This is a genomic window from Ruegeria sp. ANG-S4, assembly GCF_000814005.1.
Classification (GTDB): Bacteria; Pseudomonadota; Alphaproteobacteria; order Rhodobacterales; family Rhodobacteraceae; genus Ruegeria.
Window position 1 is genome coordinate 39,163 of sequence record NZ_JWLK01000002.1, and the last position, 21,666, is coordinate 60,828.

A 21,666-nucleotide genomic window follows, 5' to 3' on the forward strand; every position below is an offset into this window, starting at 1 on the left:
TCTGAGTTCTGATACATCTGTCAGGCGGTGAGAGGGTTTGGCGCCGAGCATTCGCTGCCAGAATGGGAAGCGATTGTGGGTCATGGTTAAATCCGTTCAGTCTAAATCAATGAGTTTTGTTTCCTGCGCCACCCCGTACAGCGGGTGCGGAGTGGCCAATTGTTTGTCGCCCAATTGTTTGTCGCAATGTGTAGCAGAATGTTTTGCTATTGCGCGGCAACTGGGTGTACGTGTTTGCATGCCCGGCCCATGGCGTCGATGTGACGATGATCGGTGCCGCAACACCCGCCCATGACACGCAAGTTAGGCAGCAGACCCATGAGTGTGCGGTAATCTTCTCCCAACTCGGTGGGATTGCCATCGTCCAAAACCTCACTCTCATCAAGTTCGGCATGCGACATCCGTGAGGCATTGGCGCGAACGCCGCCAATTCGGTTCACCCAATCGTCATCCTTTCCCAAAACGTGCTTGAAGTGATCTGGATGCGCGCAATTGACCATGAAGTAGCTTGGATAGCCGTCGCTGGCGCCATCTACCTCACGGATTGCGTCGGACAAGGCCTGACCGGTGGCAAGCTTTCCATCCGTTTCCACAGTGAATGCGATCACAACGGGTATCGATTGCGCCCTTGCCGCAAGAACGATCCCTGTGGCCTCGGGCGTGTTGTTCATCGTGATTGCCGTTATCATATCTGCGCCGGCGCCTGCCATCGCGGCAACTTGCGGTGCATGATAGTCACGGGCCGCATGCGCGGTCATGATTTCGCCGGGTACATACCCATCGCCCCGTGGCCCCACGCAACCGCTGATGATCAAGGGCGATACCGTGTCCGCGTGGCGGTTGCGAAGTGTTCGCATCAGATAGATTGCTTCGGCATTGACTCGGTCAAGGTCGCCGGGACCGTACCCCAGCTTCCGTCCCCAATCGCGGCTGGACCGCCAGGTCGGACTTTCAAGTACGAAGCCCAACCTATGGTCACGGGCAACGGCAATGTGCCTTTCGTAGTACCGGACCAGTGCGGCGCGGCCTTCTTCGGTGTCCAGCAGCACGAAGGCTGCAAACAGCGGCAGATCAAGGCCGTCGTGGAAAATAAGGGTCGTTTCAATCCCGCCGTCGGACAGGAAGTAACTGTCGCCCATCATGGGGACTTTGCTGTGGCGTGGTGCTGAATTCGGATCATGCATTTTGGCCTCCTTGGACTGATTTCGATCCGAGCGTTGTAGTCTCGCCCGATCCGCCCTGCTGGGAGAAAGCCGGGATATTGCTGGGATATTGCGGGGATTCTCGATCTGGCTATGCTGATTGAAGGGAATTCGGAAAGCGGACCGTCGACGTGATTTATGCATTCGAACCCTTTCTGCTGGATTGCGCGTGCAGGGAACTCAGATGCCACGGGCGTCCTTTGCATGTTCAACCGCAGGTCTTTGACCTGCTTTGCCTGTTGGTCGAAAACGCACATCGCGTGGTCAGCCGCGATGAAATCGTCGAAAAAGTCTGGCAGGGCCGGATCGTGTCCGATGACGCCATTTCCAGTCGCATTCGCGATCTTAGGCGCGACTTGGCATCCACTGGCCAGACGTCAGAACTTATCCTCACCCTGCGCGGTCGCGGGTTTCGCTTCGTGGGCGATCCAAAGCTGTGCGCTGGGCCCCACGTGGACGATCAACCCAAGTCTCCAAAGGACGCCAGCGACAACGACGCGCCCGACACGCAGCCGTCAATCGCTGTTTTGCCGTTTCAAAGAAACGGGGACATGGACAGATTTGAGGCTTTGGAAGAAGCCATACCTCGTGAACTGATCATGACCCTTGCGAGTCTTCGTTGGATCAAAGTGGTCTCGCATGGTTCGGCGTTCCGATTTCGGGGCGCGCAAATTGATTTGGCGCAGATCAACCAGATACTGAACGCGCGGTATTGCCTGACCGGCGTTGTGGATCTGACGGGAAACCGGGTGACGATCGATACCGAGTTGTCGGACACCCGAACCTCTCAGGTCGTTTGGGCGTTGCGGAAGACGGCAAGTATTGATGACATCCACGCGCTACGGGCAGAGATTGCGGCCAATGTCATCATGGTTGCCGAGTTGGAGATACCTCAGCACGAAACCGCAACGCTTGGCCCTGTCGATGCCGAAAACCTTGATGCGTGGTCTGCGATGCACATGGGGTTCACCCATATGAGCCAGTTCAGCTATGCCGGCAACGAAAATGCCCGTCGAATGTTCAGCCGGGCTATTGATCTGGACCCGAAACTGGCCCGCGCCCATGCCGGGATGGCATTTGTTCGCTTCCAGAATGCCTTCATGCGCTACGCGACGGATATATCGACCGAAGCCGACAACGCACGCAGGTTCGCCGAACAAAGCCTGGCACTGCAACCGCGGGATCCGTTTGCAAACTTCATGATGGGACGATGTCATTGGCTGGATCATGACCCCGAAGGCAGCAAACAGTGGTTCGCACAGTCGGTCACCGCTTGCCCCAACTACACGTGGGGGTACTATGGCGCCAGCTGGGCCAGCGTGTTCACGGGCGAATTCGACGAAGCCTTTGAAACCGCGAACCGGGCCATTGACCTGAGCCCAATCGATCCGTTCCGACCGGGCATGACAGGGAACAAAATGTGGGTTCACATCGCGCGAGAGGATTATGCGTCGGCGGTGAAATGGGCCGAGATTGCAGCAAAAACTCCGTGGTCGCATGCTGGAATGGCTTTTTTTGCCGGGATGAGCCACTGGTTGAATGGCAATCCTGAAAAAGCACGCTGGTGGGTGAGCGAGGCACGTCGCAGAAATCCCAACTTGGACACAGCACACGTATTGGCGCTTGTCCCCGCCTCCAGCACCAGCTTTCGGCATCAGTTGACCCGCGCAGCGACCGAACTGGCGCTTTGACCTTTTTTGGTCCGCAACGCCAAAGGACAAGCGCCACGGCAACGAGGCAAACCCGCCGGTTACTTTCGCGCGTTTGCGACAGAAGTTCTTCTAGTCTACCCGACTGACCATCGGTTGCACGCGCCATTCTCAAAATCGGCGTTTTCTGGCATATTGGTTGTGTATTTTTCTAAATTTTTTGGAGGGTTTTCGTCGTGGCAATATTGGACGATCTCAAAACTGTATTGACGCGGTTGGCCGGCAGCGGCTGGACACCGCTGTTCGATTTGATGGGACTTGATCCGGACGCGGCGGATCTGGATCTGGCCCTGACATCGCCGGTACCCAACGTTTCGGCTTTGCGAGGTGTGGCTGGGTTTGAAGAAGTCTCGAACGCCGCCGTCCGACCTGTTGAGCCGGGCCGTCCCGCACGGAGCCTGCTGTTTCACGCTTTGGCGTCTCCGGCTGTTCAGGTCGCGCCGAGTGGCGCACCGCTGCAAGGGTTTCCGACGCCTGCGGATCTCGAAATCATCGAGAACTATGTTTATGCAAGTACGTTGCGGGCACTGGATGATGTGCGTGCACAGTTTCCCAGCGAAAATCTGGCGATTGGCGTTTTTGCGCGTGAATACCGGCAGACAAGCGGAACCGTTCATGGCGCCCATGCGGATATGGTTTATGCGCGGACCGGCGTCGCGCGCGTGGGCACCGAAGACGCGCTGTGGGATGGCGCGTCGCGATCCTATTTGCCGCGCGGGCCGCAGGACGACCCGCATACTTTCCGCGCAATGCCGTGCCGGTATGCGGTCTATATAGCTGTACAGCGCCGAGGTGATCCTGACGATTTCGGCCCGTTCCGAGCCAATCGCAGCCTGCGCGCGCAGCAGCAATTCGGCGTTCCGCCCCAATCCGACGCGCTGGATCAGAACCGCGATTTCTGGGTGCCGGTCCACAAGCTGTTTTCGGGCGATGAGTGTTTGCGGGGGCGCTTCCTGGCCGTCGATTTTGACACGCGGCATGTGAACGAAAAGCTGCGTCGCGTGCACTTGTCCAACATGGGCATTCGTCCTGGTCTCTTGACCGGAAGCTCATTCGATTCTGGTTTTGGATTTCCCGAAGTCGACGATCCGCCGTTCACCGTCGTGACCGGGTTGGCTGAGATGTTGCCCGAAAATGAACATGGCCCCGGTGTGGTCAGTCCGGTCGTGCGCCCAAGGTTGATCGAACCCACGACGCTGAATGGCAGTCGGATCGGGACCAAAGTGCCTCCGGACCGATCAGCGTGGGGCAGTTTCACAATTCCGGCGCAGGCAAACAATGCGCACAAAGCACCCGAGTGGATGCATGTGCGGTCGCGTCTGAAGGCCGATAACGAAGTTCAGTCCCTGAATGAGTTTAAAGATGTCGCCCGGATCGTCGAGGAGGGACGAGTCGGGACCGTAAGCCCATACGAGGCGTTGCACTATTCCGATTTCACGGGCGATGGCTGGATTGCGCCCGTTGTTTCGGGGTTGTCTTCGATGATCAGTCGGCGGATCCCGTCCTACTCTGTTCTGGCCGCCCCGGATTTTTATCCATATGTCAGCCAGTCCGCCTTGATGGATTGGTGGATGAACGATTTGCCGTCGTCGCTTGGTCAGGGCATTTGGCGGGTGCCGCCGCTTACACTCTGCGATCAGCGATCCGCGCCCAATCTGGACCTGCGCCGTCATGGTGCGCCGTTTGTCCCTGAGGATGTGACGGTTTCGGCCATTGTCGGCGCGGCTGGATCGGTGGGGGGCAGTGCGATGGGATCGTCTGCACAGGTGAACCGCACGTCCTACCTGCCGGACAACGCGGCGGGCCTTTATGCGCCAGGATGGGATACCAGCATCGATTTCGACATGGCCGAGAGCGTCAGTTTTCTTGCCGCACATGGATTGGGAAGCCCGTTTCCGGAAGATGCCAAGCTGTGTGCCGCGATTTCTGCATTCTGGCCGTCAGTCGCGCCGGATACGTCGCGGTCCTACGGGCAACATCCTGACACGGGCTGGCGCCTTGTCGCACCGATGACCGACAAGGAAGTGGGTTTGGAGAACGCACCACCCTGGGATGGCGTTCCCGGCCCGCGCGAAGTCATCGTCAATGGGCGCCCGCATATAGAGGACGATGATTTTGCCCATGTGGACTACATCAACACGGCTTTGAACAACCGGTTTTCGATGGCTGAAACGATGAAAGTCGATCAGGAAGAGTATCAGGCACGTATCGTGGCCGTGCGTCGTATGCTGAACGCCACGGTCGAGGGCGGCGGCGCGCAGGGTCTTGGAACCCATCGCATGCTGTCCTTCCGGGCGGTTGATCCCAATAACCCTGATGTGACCGCCGCCGCCGCAACTGGCCTCAACTTTGCCGGTTTGATTTACCGGTTCGTGATGGTGGAGACAGGCGCAAGCCGACCCTTGGTTCGCGACCCCGCGAATTCGGAACGCTGGTTCCGGCAAAAGCAGATCGAAGCAAGGGTGACGCTCATCATTGATGAGGTTGGTCGGATCGCATTCTCGGCAGATCAGGGCCCGTGGAAAGCGGTTGGCGGCGTTTGAATACGCATTCGGATATCGTCGTTATCGGAGCTGGAGTGGCGGGGTTGGCAGCAGCCATCGCCGCGCGAAAGGCAGGGTTAACCGTTTCGGTTGTCGAACGCGAACCCAATCCGCCGGATCGGCCCGGCGAAACTCTGCACCCCGGTGCCGGGCCGGTTTTTGACCGTTTGGGCCTGCTCGCGGATCTCGAACGCCTTGCAACTTCGCGCCCTTTGGGAATTGAAGTCTTGGGGCCAAATAGTTCCCGCCTGGCATTTGGCGGACCTGTCGGCGCACCGTGGGCGGGCTATCAGATCGACCGGCGTTCCTTGAGCAAGGTGATGGTAGAACACGCTCAAGACTTGGGCGTGGAATTTCTGTTCGGAGAAGCGGTTCGCTCACTCGACTGTGCGAAGGATCATGTTTCTGTCGGCTTGCCATCCAGAACGATCTCCGCAAGCTGGTGCTGTGACGCCACTGGCTTTTCCAATCTGAGCCATCGAAAAGTCTCTGGTCGCATGCAATCTCTGGGCCCGCAGATGACGGTTCGCTATCGCTATGTCGCCGATGGCGCGGTTTGCGCGGATTGGCCCCGCATCACGCTCAGACCGGGTGGCTGGCGCTGGCAGGCCCAATTGACACCGAGCCGTTTCGCGGAAGTTGAGCTTAGTCAAAGACGGGGGTTTGAAACGGCGCGGAACGATGCCACCTGGGCTTATGCCGATGGCACCTGGCGGGTCAGCGCATGCCCAGCCGATCAGCGGGTTTTCCGAATTGGGGATGCGGGTGGGCGTCTGGACCCAGCCGCGGGCAAAGGAATGCTTCGCGCGGCCATGTCCGCAATGATGGCGGTGCATCTGATTCACGCGGTTCTTCAACGAAGTATCGGCGCGGACAAGGCACGCACCTTTTATTCCCGCTGGTTCCGGGATTGGGTGGTGCAGGATTGCCGCGAACTGGCCCCTCTGGTTCTGAAGCAGGGAGTTTGGCCAATTGTTGGCCAGCGTCCTCGGCCTGACGCGGTCTAGCCGATCAGGTAGGTTGACAGAACCGGGGCATAGCTGAGCAGAACAAGCACCAGCGCGACCGCGATCAAAAAGGGCCAGAGTGATCTGAGTATCGAACCGGGTGTTGCGCCGCTCATGGATGAGGCGATGTAAAGGCCGATGCCAACTGGGGGAGTCAACAGACCAAGCACAAGGTTCAGGCAAACAACGACACCGAATTGATACGGGCTGATGTCATACGATCCCGTCGCGATCGGCAACAGAATGGGTGTGATCAGAATGATCGCGGCAATACCGTCGATCACCATTCCCACCAAAAGCAGCGCCGCATTCACGATCAGCAAAAACAGGAACGGATTGGCCGTCAGGGTCGTGATCAAGGCCGCCAGTTTCTGAGGCAATTCCTCGTAAATGATCACCCAGCCGAAAACGCTTGCCGCTGCGATCATGAACAGGATCATCGAAGCATTTGCGGCTGTTCGAATGAACATTTGCCCCAGATGTCGGGGATCAAGGTCGCCATAGACCAACCAGCCGACAACAAAGGCGACAAAAGACGCGACGGCAGCAGACTCGGTGGGGGTGGCGATACCAAACAGAATGCCCCCGATAATGGCGACGGGGATCAGCAGGGCAGGGGTTGCCGCCGCCAGCGCGCGCAGCGCCTGTCCGGGCGTCATCCATTCCCCTTTCGGAAACTGTTGGGTCCAACCGATCAACGCGATTACCAAGGCAAAACTGGCGGCAAGGATCAGGCCGGGCAGAATTCCCGCGATGAACATCTCACCAATCGGAATTTGGGCCAGAACCCCGAAGATGACGAACATCATTGAAGGTGGAATTACCGGTGCCAGCAATCCTCCTGCGGCCGTCGTCGCGGTTGCAAAACCTCTTTCATAACCCTCATCCTCCATCGCAGGGACGATGGCGCGCGACATCACGGCGATCTGGGCCGTCGCAGACCCGATGATGGCGGCCATGAACATGTTGGCCAAAAGGTTGATATAGGCCAACCCACCCCGAAATCCGCCGACGAAGACCCGGGCAAGCGCGATCAATCTGCGGGTCATCCCGCCCTCGTTCATCAGTTCGCCGGTCAGCATAAAAAGCGGGATGGCCAGCAGACCATAATTCTCAAGTCCGCCGAACATCTTTTGGGCGAAACTGTCGTAGAGGATCGTATTTCCGCTTTCCCAGATGTACCAGATCGCGGTCACGCACAGGACGATTGCGACCGGAACGGACAGGAACAGCGTTGCAAGAAAAACAAAAGGGCTCATGCGGTGGGCCTTTTGCCGAACAGGTGCATCGCGGAATGAAGCGTAGCGCCAAGCGCAAAGAGCCACATGACCAGCCAGAAAACGTATTTCGGCATGCCCAATGTCAGTGTCGGTTCGGCGTAGATAAAGTTGAAGGTCTGGCCCTGAAAAACAGCCGTGTCAAAGCCGGATTGCGCGATGTCCAGCGGCAGAAACCAGCGCCAGCAATACCACAACATGGCCACGGCAAAAGCGAAAACGATGACGTCCACACATTTGTCGATTACCTGTTTCGCAGGCGCTGAAACGGCATCCCTAAGCACGGTAATGGAAACGGCGCTTCGGTGGTGCAAGGCCGCAGATGCGCCCAGGAACGTCATCCAGACCATGGCATAGATCGCCAACTCGTCCACCCAGAACAGCGCGTTTCCGGCGGTGCGTGTCACGACATTCAAAAGGATCAGCACCGTGACCACCAGCGCCAGCAAGCCAGCCGCCCACAATTCTATGCGGGCCCAGAACACCGATATCCGGTACAACATGACCTATCCCCAAGACAAATGGCGCGAGCACCGGGCCCGCGCCATGTCTGACCCCTATACAGTCTTTATTTGGTTTCTGCCGCAGTTTCGCGCAGGGCGTCAAGCGACGAGGTTTTTTCCGACCAGATGGTGTTCCATTCGTCGATTGCATCGCCGAAGAATGACGCATCCACCTTCACATAGGACTTGCCGGTGCCTTCGATCTGTTCCAGCCAACCGGCTTCGTTCGCGACATAGCTGTCGATGGTGCTGTCCACATGTTTGGCCATGAGGTCACCGATCATTGCACGGTCTTCCTCGGACAAACCGGCCCAGACTTTGGCTGACACAAGCCCAACCATTGGGAACATCATATGATCGGACTGCACGATGGTGTCGGCGTGATCATAGTATTTCAGAACCCAGATCAGTTCCGCATCCATGTCGATGGCATCAACCTGACCGTTCGCCAGTGCGTCGTATACCGCAGGCAACGGCATCGGTGTCGGAGCGGCACCGACCGCGTTGTAGAAATCCAGAATTGGCGTGAACGGTGTGATCCGAAGTTTCAAGCCGGACAGATCATCTGCCGAGGAGACCTCGCCCCGGCTCACGATCTGGCGCAGCCCTGCCATCCCGTATCCAACGCCCACAACGCCAACCTGACCCGGCAACGGTTCCAGCATTTCCTTGGCGGTGTCTGACCTGAGGATGCGACCCGCGTGACCGATGTCATCGGCAAGATAGGGTGCATAAAACGCGCCCAATTCAGGCGCGCGGTTCGAAACTTCGGCCACGGTCATGAAGGCCATATCCAAAGCGCCGGTCTGCAATTGCTGCAGCATCTCGGCCTCGTTGCCCAACTGGCGTGCAGGGAACACCGATACGCTATGCGCGCCGCCACTGGCTTCGTTCAGCTCAGCCCCAAAGGCTTCGGCTGCCTTGGTCCAAATATGTGGCGGTGGTGTGATCAGGCCCAGCCGGAAATCCTCGGCATTGGCGGCAACAGCGGACACTGCCAGAACGGCAGCAGTCGCGAAGAATTTGTTCAAGTGTTTCATGACATTCCCTGTTGTTTTTTTGGTTGCCTACAGTTGAACCCAACCTTCGGGTGGCTCTTTCCCCGGATGAACGGCATTGCAGTTCGGGCAGGTTCGGTCTTTTTCCGAGGCATAGAATTTTTCGTACACTGGTGGCAAGTCGTCAACGATGGACTTCAGCTGCATCTCGGCCCGGTGCACGCGCGTGCCGCATTCGAAGCAATACCATTCGATGGCATCCAATTGACCTTCATGGCGCTTGGGTTCGATGACAAGACCGACCGAACCTTCCTGCGGGCGCTGTGGTGAATGGCGGACATGCGCGGGAAGCAGAAGAATCTCGCCTTCCCGGATGGGGACGTCGTAGAATTCTTTCCCGTCAAACAGCTTGAGCAGCATGTCGCCCTCAAGCTGGTAGAAGAATTCTTCTACTGGATCATCGTGATAGTCAGTGCGTTTGTTCGGCCCGCCAACCACAGTCACCATCAGATCGGCATCCTCGAATACCATTTTGTTGCCGACCGGGGGTTTCAGCAGGTGGCGATGGTCGTCAATCCAGGCTTTGAAGTTAAAGGCACTTAGCTTCGACATAATCATCTCCCCTTTCGGAAAACTGTTGGCGACATTGCCCATAACGGCAAAGAAATTGTCCGCATGTAGGTATCCGAATAATTTATATCACACCGCTCAGAGTTTCAGACCGCATTCATCAAAAGCTTTGCGAATAATGTCCTTTTCAGCTTGGTTCAACTCCAGCATTGGGGCACGCACGCGCCCCCCTGTCTGGCCCAACAGGTCTTGCCAGTACTTTCCAAAAGCGGTCGGCTTGCCAGGAGGCTTTGTTCGTTTCATCGCATCGCGCACCGGGTTCAGGCTGTCGAAAACACGCCGCGCCGCGTCGGCCTTTCCCGCAAAAGCCAGTTGCGTATATTCATTCATCCGCTGGTCGCGGGTTGTCTGCAACTGGTATGGAGGAGAGGAGCAAAGGTAGAGTTTCCAATCCAGTTCAAGGATGTTGTCCAGCCAGTCATGTTCGGCCGAAGTCGAGACATGGATTTTGTCGCCTACCATATGCGTCAGCCTGACGTACATTTCGCGCGGGACCGAGTATTTGATTGCGACGATGTTCGGCAGGTCCGCGATACGCGCGCATTCCTCGGGTTGCATGAGATACCCGCTGTCCGGGTGGCTCCACATTGCGATGCCTATATCCAGTTCGTCGCAGAAGCGCTTGTAGTATTGGTAAAGAAGTTCGCCCCGGTCCTGACAAAAGCAGAGCATCGGGGCATGGACCACGACATAATCCGCGCCACAGTCCTGCGCGTGGCGGCCAAGTTCCAACGCGGTGTCCATGTTCTGATCCGAGATCGACATGATTGTACCGGCTTTGCCCGCGCATTCGTCGACCGCGATTGTCATGTTGCGTTTGCGTTCTGCAAGCGACATCGACCAGAATTCGCCCTGCTTCCCGGCAATGAACAATCCCTGAATACCCAGATCGTCGATCCAATGACGGATGTTGGAGCGCAGACCGTCTTCATTGAGCGACAGGTCGTCATTGAAGGGGTTCAGGGCCGCTGCCCAAATGCCGGTCATATGCGCTTGGGCATATGCTTTGGCTTCCGTTTTGGTATAATTCATCGGTTGGCGGCCTTTCGAAAGGGTAGGGGCACAAGAGCTTATCGCGGGCCGTCTGTCCAAGGCGAAACCCGACAAGTGGATATCAAAAAAACCGATACCAAGCTCTTTCCAATTCAGTTTTGCGATGTCCTGGCTTAGCTTTGCAGCCATGAAACTTGCGATGATCGGCAAAGGCGCAATCGCGCGGTACGTCATGTCCGGACTTTCCGCACGTGGGCATCATCTGGGTGCCGTGATCGTCAGGACAGGCACCGGTTCTGCCGGGGTGCCCGAGGTCGCTTCGGCGGCTGACGTTCCCGATGATACCGATATTGTCATTGACTGTGCCGGGCATCAGGCATTGGCCGCGCACGGACCGGAAATCCTGACGCGTGGGATCGACATGATTACCGTTTCAATCGGCGCGCTCGCGAACCCAAAGACGGCGGACGCGCTGGAAAACGCCGCAAAGACGGGACATTCAAAGCTGTTTCTTGCCAGTGGCGCTATTGGTGCGTTGGATTGCCTTTCGGCGGCGCGGGCTGGAAAACTGGCCTCGGTGACTTACACGAGCCGGAAGCCTCCGGTCGGATGGAAAGGCTCCCCGGCTGAGCATAAGCTGAACCTCGACAACATGACTGGCGGGCCAGAAACGCATTTTGAAGGAACTGCGCGCGAGGCCGCGCTGTCGTATCCGAAAAATGCGAACGTATCCGCTGCCGTTGCATTGGCTGGGCTGGGGTTTGACGATACACGCGTTCGTCTGATCGCAGACCCTGCCACCGAGCAGAATGTTCACGAGGTCGAGGCGTCGGGAGACTTCGGGACGTTCCGCTTTCAGATCAGCGGCAATGCGCTTCCGGACAATCCTCGGTCATCTGCCTTGGCGGCAATGAGCATTCTTGCCAAACTGGATCAGATCGCAGCGCGGGTGTCGCTGTGATCGGGCGGCACTCTCGGATCGTCGATCGGGCTTTGACCCGGTTGAAACTGCGTCAATTGCGGCTGTTGGTCGCCGTGGGCTCACACGGGAACATCCAGAACGCCGCGCGCGAGCTTGGTATATCGCAACCTGCGGCCTCAAAAATGATTCAGGACCTTGAACTGGACTTTGAGGTCAAGCTGTTCAATCGCACCAATCGTGGCGTTGTACCCACGATTTTTGGCGAAACACTGATCCGGCACGGCAAGTTGATTTTTACACAGGTCTCGAATGCCGCTCAGGAACTGGATGACCTGAACGAAGGTAACTCAGGCCGCGTTGTGGTTGGCACGCTTCTTGCTGCTTCGACCAGCCTGTTGCCAGCAGCCATCGAGGTTTTGCTGGCCGATCGTCCGAACGTGGCGGTCAAGATCACCGAAGGTACGAATGAAGTTTTGATGCCCGGCTTGCTGTCCGGCGAGATCGACATGGTCGTCGGTCGACTTCCGTCGCATCGCCATCGGGACAAGATCCGGCAGGAAAAACTGTTCGAGGATCGCATTGTCGCGGTTGTCGGCAATCAGCATCCTTTGGCGGATTTGCCTGACCTTTCATTTGCACAAACCAAACCCTTTGGCTGGATTCTGCCGCCGCTCGAAACGACGTTGCGCAGACAGGCAGACCATTTCTTCGTCGGGCAGCAGCAATACGTGCCGCCGGTGACGATTGAAAGTGTGTCTTATCTGGCCAATCGGGCATTGCTTCAAACGCGCGATTTGATCGGGCTTATGCCGGACGAGGTTGTTTCGCAGGACATCCGGAACGGTCACTTGTCTCCGCTGGATTGGACTGTTCCATTCGGCAAGGGCCCAATCGGGATTTCGTTGCGTGCCGATGATGATTTGTCGCCCGCGGGTCGCGCCTTCAAAGTTGCGCTGCATCGCGCGGCAGAGGCCAGGTATTCGCCAAATTGATACCAGTATTCCGCCAATTCCCTTGAAGCGATTGCAGCGGATACCTGATCTGAGTTGGAAGGAAAACCGAAGGTGTCGCTGACATGTATCCAGAGTTGAAGCTTTTCATCGGCGGGCAATGGCGCGCGACCGGTACCGATTTGCCTGTGGTCAATCCGGCAACCGAACAGGAAATTGGCAGACTTCCCTGCGCGACCGCCGGCGATCTGGATGACGCGCTGGAGGCGGCAGAGAACGGTTTTCGGGTTTGGAGCCGAACGGCCCCCCGCGCACGCGCCGACATCATCTTGCGGGCAGCCGCATTGATGCGTGAAAGACAAGAAGACATAGCGCGCTCGATCACGCTGGAGCATGGAAAGCCGCTTGCGCAGGCCCGGCTTGAAATCATCCGGGGCGCCGAGTTCTTTGAGTGGGATGCGGGCGAAGCGATGCGAACTTATGGGCGCGTCATCCCGGCGGCGCATGGTCACAAGTTCACGGTTCATCACCAACCCGTCGGCGTGGTCGCGGCGTTCTCGCCCTGGAACTTTCCGATGAGCCAACCGGCCCGCAAAATCGCAGGTGCGTTGGCCTCGGGCTGTTCCGTTATTCTGAAAGCGGCAGAGGAGACACCGGCAGGGGCCGTGCACATCGCGCGGGCTTTCGATGATGCGGGCTTGCCTGCAGGGGTGTTGAACCTTGTGTTTGGTACGCCGTCCGAGATTTCAGGGCATCTGATCCCGGCCCCTTCTGTGCGCCTTGTGGCTTTTACCGGGTCAACAACTGTCGGGCGGCATCTGACCACGCTTGCCGCGCAGCATGACACCCGTGTATTGATGGAACTGGGGGGCCATGCACCCGTCATCGTTTGCGAAGACACCAATATTCAAGCCGCAGCGGTTTCAGGGGCCATTCGAAAGATGCGCAACGCTGGGCAGGTCTGTACCTCGCCAACGCGGTTTTTTGTCCACCAGAGCGCCTTTGACGACTACGCCGCCAGGTTTGTCGACCGCGCGCGCGCAACCGCTGTTGGCAATGGGATGGAGCCGGACGTTGAAATGGGTCCAACCGCCAACGCCCGTCGTGTGCCCATGCTGACCGCGCTGGTCGAAGACGCAGTCGCCAAAGGCGCGACGCTGGCAACCGGCGGTTCGCGTTCGGGAGAAACAGGTTACTTTTTCCATCCCACAGTTCTTTTGAATGTGCCGGATACGGCACGGATTATGCAGGAAGAGCCGTTTGGCCCGGTCGCCGTTATCAACCCGGTGGCGTCACTGGACGAGGCCATCGCCGGTGCGAATTCGGTGCCTTATGGACTTGCCGGATATGCATTTACAAATCGCGCTGACTATATCGACCGTTTGGTGGACGAAGTCGAGGTCGGCAATCTATCCATCAATACGCTTGAGGCATCAATGCCGGAAACGCCATTCGGGGGTGTGAAATCCAGCGGCTATGGCCGCGAAGGGGGCACCGAAGGGTTGGAAAACTATATGACAGTTAAGAATGTATGGCATTCGGTTCACATCAACTAAGCTCTGGTCGGACTTGACATTTAATTATCATATGATGATATGATATGCATCATATGGAGAGGCAAGATGTTGCAGTCAGGTCAAATCGCGACGGAACAAGGTGTAGTTCATCCCGTTGCGGAAGCGGACAAGATCGCCGCAATTGTTAAGGCCGTTGTGCGCGCGGCTGAGGCTTGGGGATTGTCAAACACCGAAGCAGCAGCCTTGTTCGACGTGCCAAGCGCGACCTGGAGTCGGATGAAAGCCGGAACCTATAAGGGTGTTCTTGATCAGGACAAAGTCACAAGGGCAAGTCTGTTGATCGGCCTTTTCAAAGGATTGCGGTTGCTCTTCAATGGCCCGCTGACCTATGGTTGGCCCAAGGCAGCAAATTCGGGGCCGGGGTTTTATGGCAGAACCCCGGTTCAGGTCATGTGTGACGGTGGTATTCCGGCCATGATGAAGGTTCGGCAACATATCGACGCTCTGCGGGGCGGGGTGTGATCCGCGCATCGGACCTCGACGAAGTCGAGTTTACGGATCCGACCACGGTGCGCCTGATCTCGACTGCTTACATCGACGAACCTGCGATGGCGCCGCTGGCCGACGACGAGGGCGAACTCGCGATACTTGAAGAGGTCGAGGGCCTTACGTCAGCGCGCCGATCAGTCAGCCTGCCGATTCCGGGTGGATTGAACCCGTCGGAACTTCTGACCGAAGCTGCCGGGTACGGATGGACGTATATCAACGCAGCTTTTTGTTACACACGAACAACGGGCAATCGTTTCAACGGGGCGGAGCGTGGTGCCTGGTATGCCTGCCACGGAGAGACTGCAGTTGCTGCGGCGCAGGCAGAGGTCATCTGGCATCTCACGCGTGAGTTGGACGCGACAAGGGTCTACCACAACAAAACCGCATATCGGGAACTGTTGGCCGGTTTCACCACGCGGCTGCACGACCTTCGCGGCAGCGTCGACAGCGCGGTTTTGCACCCGGATCCATCAATTGCCTATCCCGCAGGTCAGACTCTGGCCCGGGATGTCTTCGAAACAGGTGGGAACGGTCTGCTATACCCGTCCGCTCGTCTTGCGGGTGGGCAATGCCTGGTCGCACTGCGTCCCCATCTGGTTCAAAACGTCCGACAAGGTGACGGTTGGACTATTGAGTGGGCGGGTGAGAGGGCCCCAACCCTCGCAAGGTTCAATTGAATTGACCAAGACCGGTGTTTTGGCGTCGAATCGAACCGGGTCGCCTTCGGACAGCGAACAGTGTGAATTGTCACGAATTTGCAGCACCTTGAGCGCAGGTAAAGAGCCAGAGCAGATCTAGCGGCGAGGGTCAGGCAGAACCAGTCGGGTCAGGACAGCTCCGCCATTCACCGAAAACCCGATATCGAAGCAATGACCCTTGCTTAGCTCAGGTGTCAGGGACTTTGTCAGGCCCAGTTTCAGCGTCGTATCACTCGGGGCGGACTTCAGTTCCGCGTAGTCAAAGCCAAAGAAACGCCCAACGGCAGGAAACAGCGCCTTAAACAGTGTTTCTTTGGCGGAGAACACAAGCGTGGCCAGTGTTTCCTGAGGCATTACGCTTTGCTGTCGGATCAGATCTGCCTCGTCAGACGAGAGTGCGACGTGGAAAATCGAGTCCAATGCCGGGCCACCCGCAACGTTTTCGATGTCGAGACCAATCAAAAGCTCGATGCGATCCGAAAGGCATACCACGCAGCGCCCTTTTGAGTGCGTGATCGAGCCTACAATTCCTTTGGGCCAGACAGGTTCGCGGTTCGGACCAATCGACACAGGTTCGGGCACCTTGCCAAGCACGGTCAATGCGGCTTGTGCCAGACTTCTGCCGGCCAGAAACTCAGCGCGTCTTTTTACGACTGCCTTAGCCAATCGTTCCGGTTGGTGAACACCCAGCACGGAAAACAGGTCTTCATGGAAGCGCCCTGTTTCATATCTGCCAATCAAGGAAACCACAGAAGCGTCGCTCGTCTCCAGGATTTGCAGTTGGTGCAGAAACTCATTTGAGCGTGTCTGGCAAGTGCGGAGTATCTGTTCAACAGGCAGCATGGTCTTGAGGGCATCTCTCGTCCGGCGCGCGCCGTCAATGCCGTTTCTTGTGCGATCGGATAATTTTTGACCCTTTCAACTAGGATCCGGCCGTTTGAACCTTGGTCGAAACGTATGGACGGAACAAATCAAAAGTGCAGGAACTGCTTTGGTGCATTCCGCCTTTAAGTCCGACTAGCTGCGCATCAGGCTGTGCTCGGGGTCATAGGGCGACGGCGCAATGACTTCGGCATCGATTAAATCGCCATACATGTCCACGTGCATCTTGCTTCCAACCGTTGCCGAGTTCGGATCGACAAATGCGTAGGCGAGGTTCATCCCGACCCTGTGGCCCCAGTCCCCCGATGTCACGGTTCCGATCACCTTGTCACCTTGCATCAACGACGCACCGCCATGGGCGGGCGCATGCGAAGCGTCGATCTTCAACGACACCAGTTGTCGTCGCTTACCCTCGGCTTGACGCTTCAGCAGCGCTTCTTTTCCGACAAAGTCGTCTTTGTCCGTTTTGGCGAAGCGGTCCAGACCGGTTTCATAAGGGTCGAATTCCGTCAGAATGTCGGCTTTCCAATGAAGGAAGCCTTTCTCTAGGCGCATCGATTCAACGGCGCGAGCTCCGAACAGCTTTAGGCCGTATGCGTCACCCGCATTCCGAAGGGCGAGATAGGCGGCATAAAGCGAAGCGTTGGGCACGTGGATTTCGTAGGCCAGCTCGCCAGAGAAACTGACGCCCATGACCGTCGCCGGTGCGAACCCGATGAAACACTCGCGGACCGACAACCAAGGGAAGGCCTCATTTGACCAATCGCCGCGCGCGCAGGCCGACAGAACATCTCTCGACTTCGGACCTGCCAGAACCAAAATCGTCTGGTCATTGGTGAGAGAGCGTATCTGAACGTCTTCGCTGGCAAGGATATGTTGCGTCAGCCAATCCATGTCGTGAAACTCGCTGGCTGCGGCCGACCCATACCAAACCCGTTCGGGGCCGCGGTCCGATGCGGGCAGGTTGGCCACCGTCGCCTCGCACTTGACCATGCCGTGATGGTTCAGCAAATACCCCAGTCCGACCCGTCCTTCGCGCTTTGTGACGGTTCCACAGAACATCCGGTCAAGGAAACTGTGACGGTCCGAGCCGGTGACTTCAAACCGATTGAACCCGTTGACTTCGCACAGGCCCACATTCTGCTGAACATTCCTGACGTCAGCCGAGATGATGTCGAACGCCTCGTCAAAATTGAAGCTGAGCGATGGATGGAAGTCGGGCGAAGGCTTTATGTAGTCCATCCTCTCCCACCCGTTGACGACGGTGAATTCCGCGCCTTCCGCCGCGAGAACCGGGGTAAGCGGTGTGGTTTTGGCCGGGCGCCCGGCGGGGCGGTGTTCGTGTGGGAAATGGAACCGGAACTCATTCTGATAGTCCTCGATCGCTTTGAGCGAGGTCAGTTCGACATTTGTGTGCCCGGTAAAACGGCGCGGGTCCAGACACCAGGTATCATAGCACGCTTCGCCATGAACGATTTGTTGCGCCAGAAGCCAGCCGTGGCCTCCGCCTTCGCCAAGTCCGGCCCTGAGGCCGATGATACAGAACGCATTGCGTTTGCCCGGAATCGGACCAACCAATGGCGCGCCATCTATCGTGTATGTAATCGGGCCGTTCACGATCGACCGGATGCCGGTTTCTTCCAGCGCGGGCATGCGTTCAAAGGCACCTGCCAGCACGTCCATGACCCGGTCCAGATCGTCCGGGCACAGCGCATTGACAAAGTTTGGGTCAATGCCGTCCATGCCCCATGTCTTGCAATCCTGTTCGTAGAACCCAACCAGCAACCCGCCTTTTTCCTGGCGACTGTAGTAATCGCTGATCGGGCACCGCAGCAGCGGCATTCTGTGCCCGGCCTCGGCAATACCCGGGATGTCCTCGGTCAGAAAGTACTGGTGTTCCATCGAGGCGACGGGATGGTGCACACCCATCATCGCGCCCACTTCGTTGACGCGATATCCGCAAGCATTCACGACTATATCGCAATCGATATCTCCCTGTTCGGTGTGAACCGTCCAGGTGTCATCCGTGTGTTGGGTCAGTGCCGTGACCGGAGTATTGCGATAGACTTCGGCCCCGGCTTTGCGGGCGTGATAGGCCAAGGCCTGACAAAGCTGGGCCGGGTCGATGTCGCCGTCCAACGGATCCCACAATCCACCAAGCAAATTGGTCGTTGAAATCAATGGGTGTCGCCGGGCGCATTCTTCGGCGTCGATGACTTCGAAATCCACACCCATTCCACGCGCCATCGAAGCAAAATGTCGATAACCCTGCATCTGCTCTTCCGTGTTGGCCAGACGAATACCGCCGTCGGCATGGTGGTAGTTGATCGGATATTCCGGGTTTTCAGAGAGCGCTTTGTAAAGATTGATCGAATGGGTTTTCAGCCCCACCATCGTCTGGTTCATTCCGAAATTCGTCACCTGCGCGGCCGAGTGCCACGTCGTTCCGCTGGTCAACTCGTTGCGCTCGACCAAGACCACGTCGCTCCAGCCTTCCTGGGTCAAGTGGTATAGGGTCGAGCAACCAGCAATACCGCCGCCGATTACGACCACTTTGGTGCGGGATTTCATGATAGCGCCCTTCCGAGATTTTTCCGGGGGATAGGCCCGCAGAATGCTTGGTTTCGCAAGTGGGAGTCATTCTTTCAGAGAAAATCGAAGTAAAAATTCGAAAATCTTTGTTCAACCGGCAGAGTGATTGCGCGACTCGAAGCAAGGCACTTGATTTACGGCCACACCGAAACCCCCATTAGGCAGACATGGCAGGACAGAGAACGAAGAGAGGCGGTCGCAAGGGACGATTGGCGCAGCGGGCCGCAAAACCCGCCTTGGACCCGTGCCCACCGGGACAGATTGGCGGCACGTACCGACCGCTGAGCCAATCCGATCTACGACGCATCTATGATACTGCGTTGGACCTGCTTGAAAAACTGGGGATCGGAGACGTCCCCGACAGGCTGCGCGCCGATCTTCTGGCAATCGGAGCGACAGACAATGGCAAAGGCCGCGTTCTGTTCCCGCCCGCGCTGGTGGAAGAGGCCATTGACCAAGCCGCCAAGACCTTTGTTCTGCATGGCCGAGACGATGAACGCTCGATCGAGGTTGGAGGGAACAAAGTCTATTTTGGTACCGGGGGGGCGGCGGTTCAGACGCTTGATCTGGAAACCGGACTATACCGCCCGTCAACCTTGCAGGATTTGCACGACTTCACCCGGCTTCAGGACACATTAGCCAATGTCAGTTGGTTCACGCGCTGTTGCGTCGCGACAGATGTGGTGGATACCTGTGACTTGGACGTCAACACCGCTTTCGCGCTGCTAAAGAACACGACCAAGCCAACGGCCACGTCGTTCACGCTCGCCAAGCATGTGGCACCGATTGTCGAGATGTTGGACATTGCGGCTGGCGGCACTGGCGCGTTTGCGAAGCGCCCCTTTCTGAAGGCCCATATCAGCCCGATGATTTCGCCCATGCGTTACGGCGAGGATGCTGTAGACGTTGTGTACGAGTGTATCAGGCACAATATCCCGATTTCCTGCATAACCGCGGCGCAGGCGGGGGCAACAGCACCCGCGACACTGGCCGGTTTTCTGGCTCAGTCACTGGCCGAAACGCTTGCAAGCCTTTTGATGGTGCACGCCATTCAGCCGGGCTTTCCGATGGTGTTTTCCAATTGGCCGCTGGTGATTGATTTGCGCACTGGCGCGTTTTCCGGCGGAAGCGGCGAAACGGTCGTTTTGAACGCGGCTTCGGCGCAAATGTCCAACTGGCTTGGTCTGCCTTCGGGCGTGGCCAGTTCCATGACAGATGCCAAGGCGATTGACGCGCAATATGGAATGGAAAAAGGCATCACCTCGCTGGCTGCGGCACTGGCGGGCGGCAACCTGATCTATGAAAGCTCGGGCATGACCGCGTCGTTGCTTGGCGCCAGTTTCGAGGCTTTTGTTCTGGATGACGAAATGCACTCCAACACCTATCGTACATTGCGCGGCATAGAGGTGACGGACGAAAACCTCGGGTTTCAGGCGATTTGTGACGCCGTGCTGGGCGAGGGGCATTTTCTGGGCGGACAGCACACGTATTCGGCGATGGAGCGGGACTATTTCTATCCGACTCTTGCAGACCGGGACGAGCCGCGCACATGGGCCGAGAATGGTGCGCAGGACGCCTGGTCGCGAGCGCGGGACCGTGTTCGCGAGGTCTTGCGCGATCACAACCCGGTTTACCTGACACCTGAACAGGAAACCCAGATACGATCCCGTTTCAATATCCTTTGCCCTTAAACAACAACCGCCGTCAGTTTCAGTTCACAAGCCGAAAACTCTCGGACAGCCATGGATAAGATTGATGCTGCGTGGCGAAGGCGTGATCTTTGATCAGGGTGCGCATTTTGCTGTCAACCAAATCCAGCAGTGATCTGGAACAGTCAGGCGTCGCAACGATGGCCAGAGTGCGCGCAAAACTCTTGCCGGGAAAGCGATGCATGCGCAGCTTTGACTGAAACCGTTTGGCCCGTGCAAACAAAAGCGGGGTTGTAATGGTCCACCCGGCACCTGCGGCGACCATTGCCATCAGAGTCTGGTTGTTGCTGCATTCGAAATTGGACGGCGACGTCAGGCCCAATCGCCGCATCTGCGACTCGATCTGCCGCGCGATAATCAGCGAACTGGAGAAGCGGAGGAACGGTAATTTGCTGCGCCCCTCTACGACATCCGAAAGGGATTGTTCGTTCATGTCAGGCAGAACGATGACGAAGGGGTCCCGAAGCAAAGGCCGGTCGACAAGGTCACGCGTCGGAGATTCAGGAGTTGTCGTAATCGCAAGATCCAGATGCCGGTTGCGCAACATCTCCAAAATCGCATGGCTGGAATCCGTGTGATACATGAAATCGCAGGACGGCATATTCCTGGACAGAAAGACGGCCAGTTCTGGGATGATGTCACTGTCAAAATCCTCGATGCTGCCCACCCTGAGATAGCTGGCATCCGCAATGGTTCCGGCGGACGCTTCGGCCTTTGCTTTTCGAATGGCGTACAACGCATCATCGATATTTCGCAAAAAGACGCGACCCTTCGGGGTCAGCACCATCGGCCTGCGGGCGTGATTGAACAATTCGACCCCAAGGTGATCTTCGAGATTTCGAAGGTGATGTGACACGGTGCTGATCGTCAGCCCGGTTTCCTCGGACGCTGCCTGAAGCGAGCCGTTGTGGGCGCAGATTTGAAACAGTTCCAGCCACTTAAGGCTGAGGTCCTTAGGGGCTGAAGCGCGCGACATCCAGCGGCT

The 21,666-nt window shown here is 57.4% G+C and carries 18 protein-coding genes; 9 read left to right on the plus strand and 9 right to left on the minus strand.

Annotation, left to right across the window (positions count from 1 at the left end; translation table 11 throughout):
- Nucleotides 1-206: 206 nt before the first annotated feature.
- Nucleotides 207-1,184: a homocysteine S-methyltransferase family protein gene (locus RA28_RS07800; RefSeq protein WP_039526376.1), complete on the minus strand. Its 978-nt coding sequence runs from the start codon at nucleotides 1,182-1,184 to the stop codon at nucleotides 207-209.
- 149 nt (nucleotides 1,185-1,333) lie between these two features.
- Here RA28_RS07800 and RA28_RS07805 point away from each other — a divergent pair, with 149 nt between their 5' ends.
- From RA28_RS07805 to RA28_RS07815, 3 genes are all read left to right on the plus strand, one after another.
- Complete coding sequence (locus RA28_RS07805) at nucleotides 1,334-2,893, plus strand: winged helix-turn-helix domain-containing tetratricopeptide repeat protein (protein WP_052261359.1); 1,560 nt, start codon at nucleotides 1,334-1,336, stop codon at nucleotides 2,891-2,893.
- A gap of 194 nt (nucleotides 2,894-3,087) precedes the next feature.
- Complete coding sequence (locus tag RA28_RS07810; RefSeq protein ID WP_052261360.1) at nucleotides 3,088-5,454, plus strand: hypothetical protein; 2,367 nt, start codon at nucleotides 3,088-3,090, stop codon at nucleotides 5,452-5,454.
- The gene (locus RA28_RS07815; protein WP_193747370.1) at nucleotides 5,451-6,461 is read left to right on the plus strand and encodes an NAD(P)/FAD-dependent oxidoreductase; all 1,011 of its coding nucleotides are present in this window, start codon (nucleotides 5,451-5,453) and stop codon (nucleotides 6,459-6,461) included. Before RA28_RS07810 ends, RA28_RS07815 begins: the two co-directional genes overlap by 4 nt.
- On the opposite strand, the gene RA28_RS07820 is transcribed toward RA28_RS07815, so the two are convergent.
- The 5 genes from RA28_RS07820 to RA28_RS07840 all read right to left on the minus strand — a co-directional run bounded on the left by RA28_RS07820 (nucleotide 6,458) and on the right by RA28_RS07840 (nucleotide 10,901).
- On the minus strand, nucleotides 6,458-7,720 hold the full coding sequence (locus tag RA28_RS07820) for a TRAP transporter large permease (RefSeq protein ID WP_039526382.1): 1,263 nt from the start codon (nucleotides 7,718-7,720) through the stop codon (nucleotides 6,458-6,460). The two genes, RA28_RS07815 and RA28_RS07820, sit on opposite strands and share 4 nt — an antisense overlap.
- Complete coding sequence (locus RA28_RS07825; RefSeq protein ID WP_039526386.1) at nucleotides 7,717-8,241, minus strand: TRAP transporter small permease; 525 nt, start codon at nucleotides 8,239-8,241, stop codon at nucleotides 7,717-7,719. Before RA28_RS07825 ends, RA28_RS07820 begins: the two co-directional genes overlap by 4 nt.
- Before the next feature lie 65 nt (nucleotides 8,242-8,306).
- Nucleotides 8,307-9,281 carry a TRAP transporter substrate-binding protein gene (locus RA28_RS07830; protein ID WP_039526389.1) on the minus strand — a complete coding sequence of 325 codons (975 nt, stop codon included), beginning with the start codon at nucleotides 9,279-9,281 and terminating at the stop codon, nucleotides 8,307-8,309.
- 27 nt (nucleotides 9,282-9,308) lie between these two features.
- Nucleotides 9,309-9,851: a 3-hydroxyanthranilate 3,4-dioxygenase gene (locus RA28_RS07835; RefSeq protein ID WP_039527647.1), complete on the minus strand. Its 543-nt coding sequence runs from the start codon at nucleotides 9,849-9,851 to the stop codon at nucleotides 9,309-9,311.
- 96 nt (nucleotides 9,852-9,947) lie between these two features.
- Nucleotides 9,948-10,901 carry a dihydrodipicolinate synthase family protein gene (locus RA28_RS07840; protein ID WP_039527650.1) on the minus strand — a complete coding sequence of 318 codons (954 nt, stop codon included), beginning with the start codon at nucleotides 10,899-10,901 and terminating at the stop codon, nucleotides 9,948-9,950.
- A gap of 148 nt (nucleotides 10,902-11,049) precedes the next feature.
- Between RA28_RS07840 and RA28_RS07845 the strand changes: the two genes are divergently transcribed.
- The 5 genes from RA28_RS07845 to RA28_RS07865 all read left to right on the plus strand — a co-directional run bounded on the left by RA28_RS07845 (nucleotide 11,050) and on the right by RA28_RS07865 (nucleotide 15,477).
- A complete protein-coding gene (locus tag RA28_RS07845; RefSeq protein WP_039526392.1) occupies nucleotides 11,050-11,823 on the plus strand; it encodes an aspartate dehydrogenase in 774 nt (257 codons plus the stop codon).
- The gene (locus RA28_RS07850; protein ID WP_052261361.1) at nucleotides 11,820-12,776 is read left to right on the plus strand and encodes a LysR substrate-binding domain-containing protein; all 957 of its coding nucleotides are present in this window, start codon (nucleotides 11,820-11,822) and stop codon (nucleotides 12,774-12,776) included. Before RA28_RS07845 ends, RA28_RS07850 begins: the two co-directional genes overlap by 4 nt.
- 83 nt (nucleotides 12,777-12,859) lie before the next feature.
- Nucleotides 12,860-14,290 carry an NAD-dependent succinate-semialdehyde dehydrogenase gene (locus tag RA28_RS07855; protein ID WP_039526395.1) on the plus strand — a complete coding sequence of 477 codons (1,431 nt, stop codon included), beginning with the start codon at nucleotides 12,860-12,862 and terminating at the stop codon, nucleotides 14,288-14,290.
- 66 nt (nucleotides 14,291-14,356) lie between these two features.
- Nucleotides 14,357-14,773, plus strand: coding sequence for an antitoxin Xre-like helix-turn-helix domain-containing protein (locus RA28_RS07860; protein ID WP_052261362.1), 417 nt, complete (start codon nucleotides 14,357-14,359; stop codon nucleotides 14,771-14,773).
- Complete coding sequence (locus RA28_RS07865) at nucleotides 14,770-15,477, plus strand: RES family NAD+ phosphorylase (protein ID WP_206539619.1); 708 nt, start codon at nucleotides 14,770-14,772, stop codon at nucleotides 15,475-15,477. Before RA28_RS07860 ends, RA28_RS07865 begins: the two co-directional genes overlap by 4 nt.
- 117 nt (nucleotides 15,478-15,594) lie before the next feature.
- Here RA28_RS07865 and RA28_RS07870 read toward each other — a convergent pair whose 3' ends face one another.
- Entirely contained in the window at nucleotides 15,595-16,191 is a 597-nt protein-coding gene (locus RA28_RS07870) for a 4'-phosphopantetheinyl transferase family protein (RefSeq protein WP_193747371.1), read from the minus strand.
- 324 nt (nucleotides 16,192-16,515) lie between these two features.
- Nucleotides 16,516-18,951 (minus strand): GcvT family protein, encoded by a 2,436-nt coding sequence (locus tag RA28_RS07875; RefSeq protein WP_039526398.1) that lies wholly within the window; start codon nucleotides 18,949-18,951, stop codon nucleotides 16,516-16,518.
- Between the two features lie 188 nt (nucleotides 18,952-19,139).
- On the opposite strand from RA28_RS07875, the gene RA28_RS07880 reads away from it, so the two are divergent.
- On the plus strand, nucleotides 19,140-20,663 hold the full coding sequence (locus RA28_RS07880; protein ID WP_039526401.1) for a trimethylamine methyltransferase family protein: 1,524 nt from the start codon (nucleotides 19,140-19,142) through the stop codon (nucleotides 20,661-20,663).
- Between the two features lie 19 nt (nucleotides 20,664-20,682).
- Here RA28_RS07880 and RA28_RS07885 read toward each other — a convergent pair whose 3' ends face one another.
- Complete coding sequence (locus RA28_RS07885) at nucleotides 20,683-21,657, minus strand: LysR family transcriptional regulator (protein ID WP_039526404.1); 975 nt, start codon at nucleotides 21,655-21,657, stop codon at nucleotides 20,683-20,685.
- Nucleotides 21,658-21,666 lie beyond the last annotated feature (9 nt).

What these genes read in the sequence shown, in the direction of transcription:
- RA28_RS07800 (WP_039526376.1), bottom strand. Translation starts at nt 1,184, where the DNA reads ATGCATGATCCGAATTCAGCACCACGCCACAGCAAAGTCCCCATGATG.
- RA28_RS07835 (WP_039527647.1), bottom strand. Translation starts at nt 9,851, where the DNA reads ATGTCGAAGCTAAGTGCCTTTAACTTCAAAGCCTGGATTGACGACCAT.
- RA28_RS07845 (WP_039526392.1), top strand. Translation starts at nt 11,050, where the DNA reads ATGAAACTTGCGATGATCGGCAAAGGCGCAATCGCGCGGTACGTCATG.
- RA28_RS07830 (WP_039526389.1), bottom strand. Translation starts at nt 9,281, where the DNA reads ATGAAACACTTGAACAAATTCTTCGCGACTGCTGCCGTTCTGGCAGTG.
- RA28_RS07825 (WP_039526386.1), bottom strand. Translation starts at nt 8,241, where the DNA reads ATGTTGTACCGGATATCGGTGTTCTGGGCCCGCATAGAATTGTGGGCG.
- RA28_RS07840 (WP_039527650.1), bottom strand. Translation starts at nt 10,901, where the DNA reads ATGAATTATACCAAAACGGAAGCCAAAGCATATGCCCAAGCGCATATG.
- RA28_RS07885 (WP_039526404.1), bottom strand. Translation starts at nt 21,657, where the DNA reads ATGTCGCGCGCTTCAGCCCCTAAGGACCTCAGCCTTAAGTGGCTGGAA.
- RA28_RS07855 (WP_039526395.1), top strand. Translation starts at nt 12,860, where the DNA reads ATGTATCCAGAGTTGAAGCTTTTCATCGGCGGGCAATGGCGCGCGACC.
- RA28_RS07860 (WP_052261362.1), top strand. Translation starts at nt 14,357, where the DNA reads ATGTTGCAGTCAGGTCAAATCGCGACGGAACAAGGTGTAGTTCATCCC.
- RA28_RS07880 (WP_039526401.1), top strand. Translation starts at nt 19,140, where the DNA reads ATGGCAGGACAGAGAACGAAGAGAGGCGGTCGCAAGGGACGATTGGCG.
- RA28_RS07875 (WP_039526398.1), bottom strand. Translation starts at nt 18,951, where the DNA reads ATGAAATCCCGCACCAAAGTGGTCGTAATCGGCGGCGGTATTGCTGGT.
- RA28_RS07820 (WP_039526382.1), bottom strand. Translation starts at nt 7,720, where the DNA reads ATGAGCCCTTTTGTTTTTCTTGCAACGCTGTTCCTGTCCGTTCCGGTC.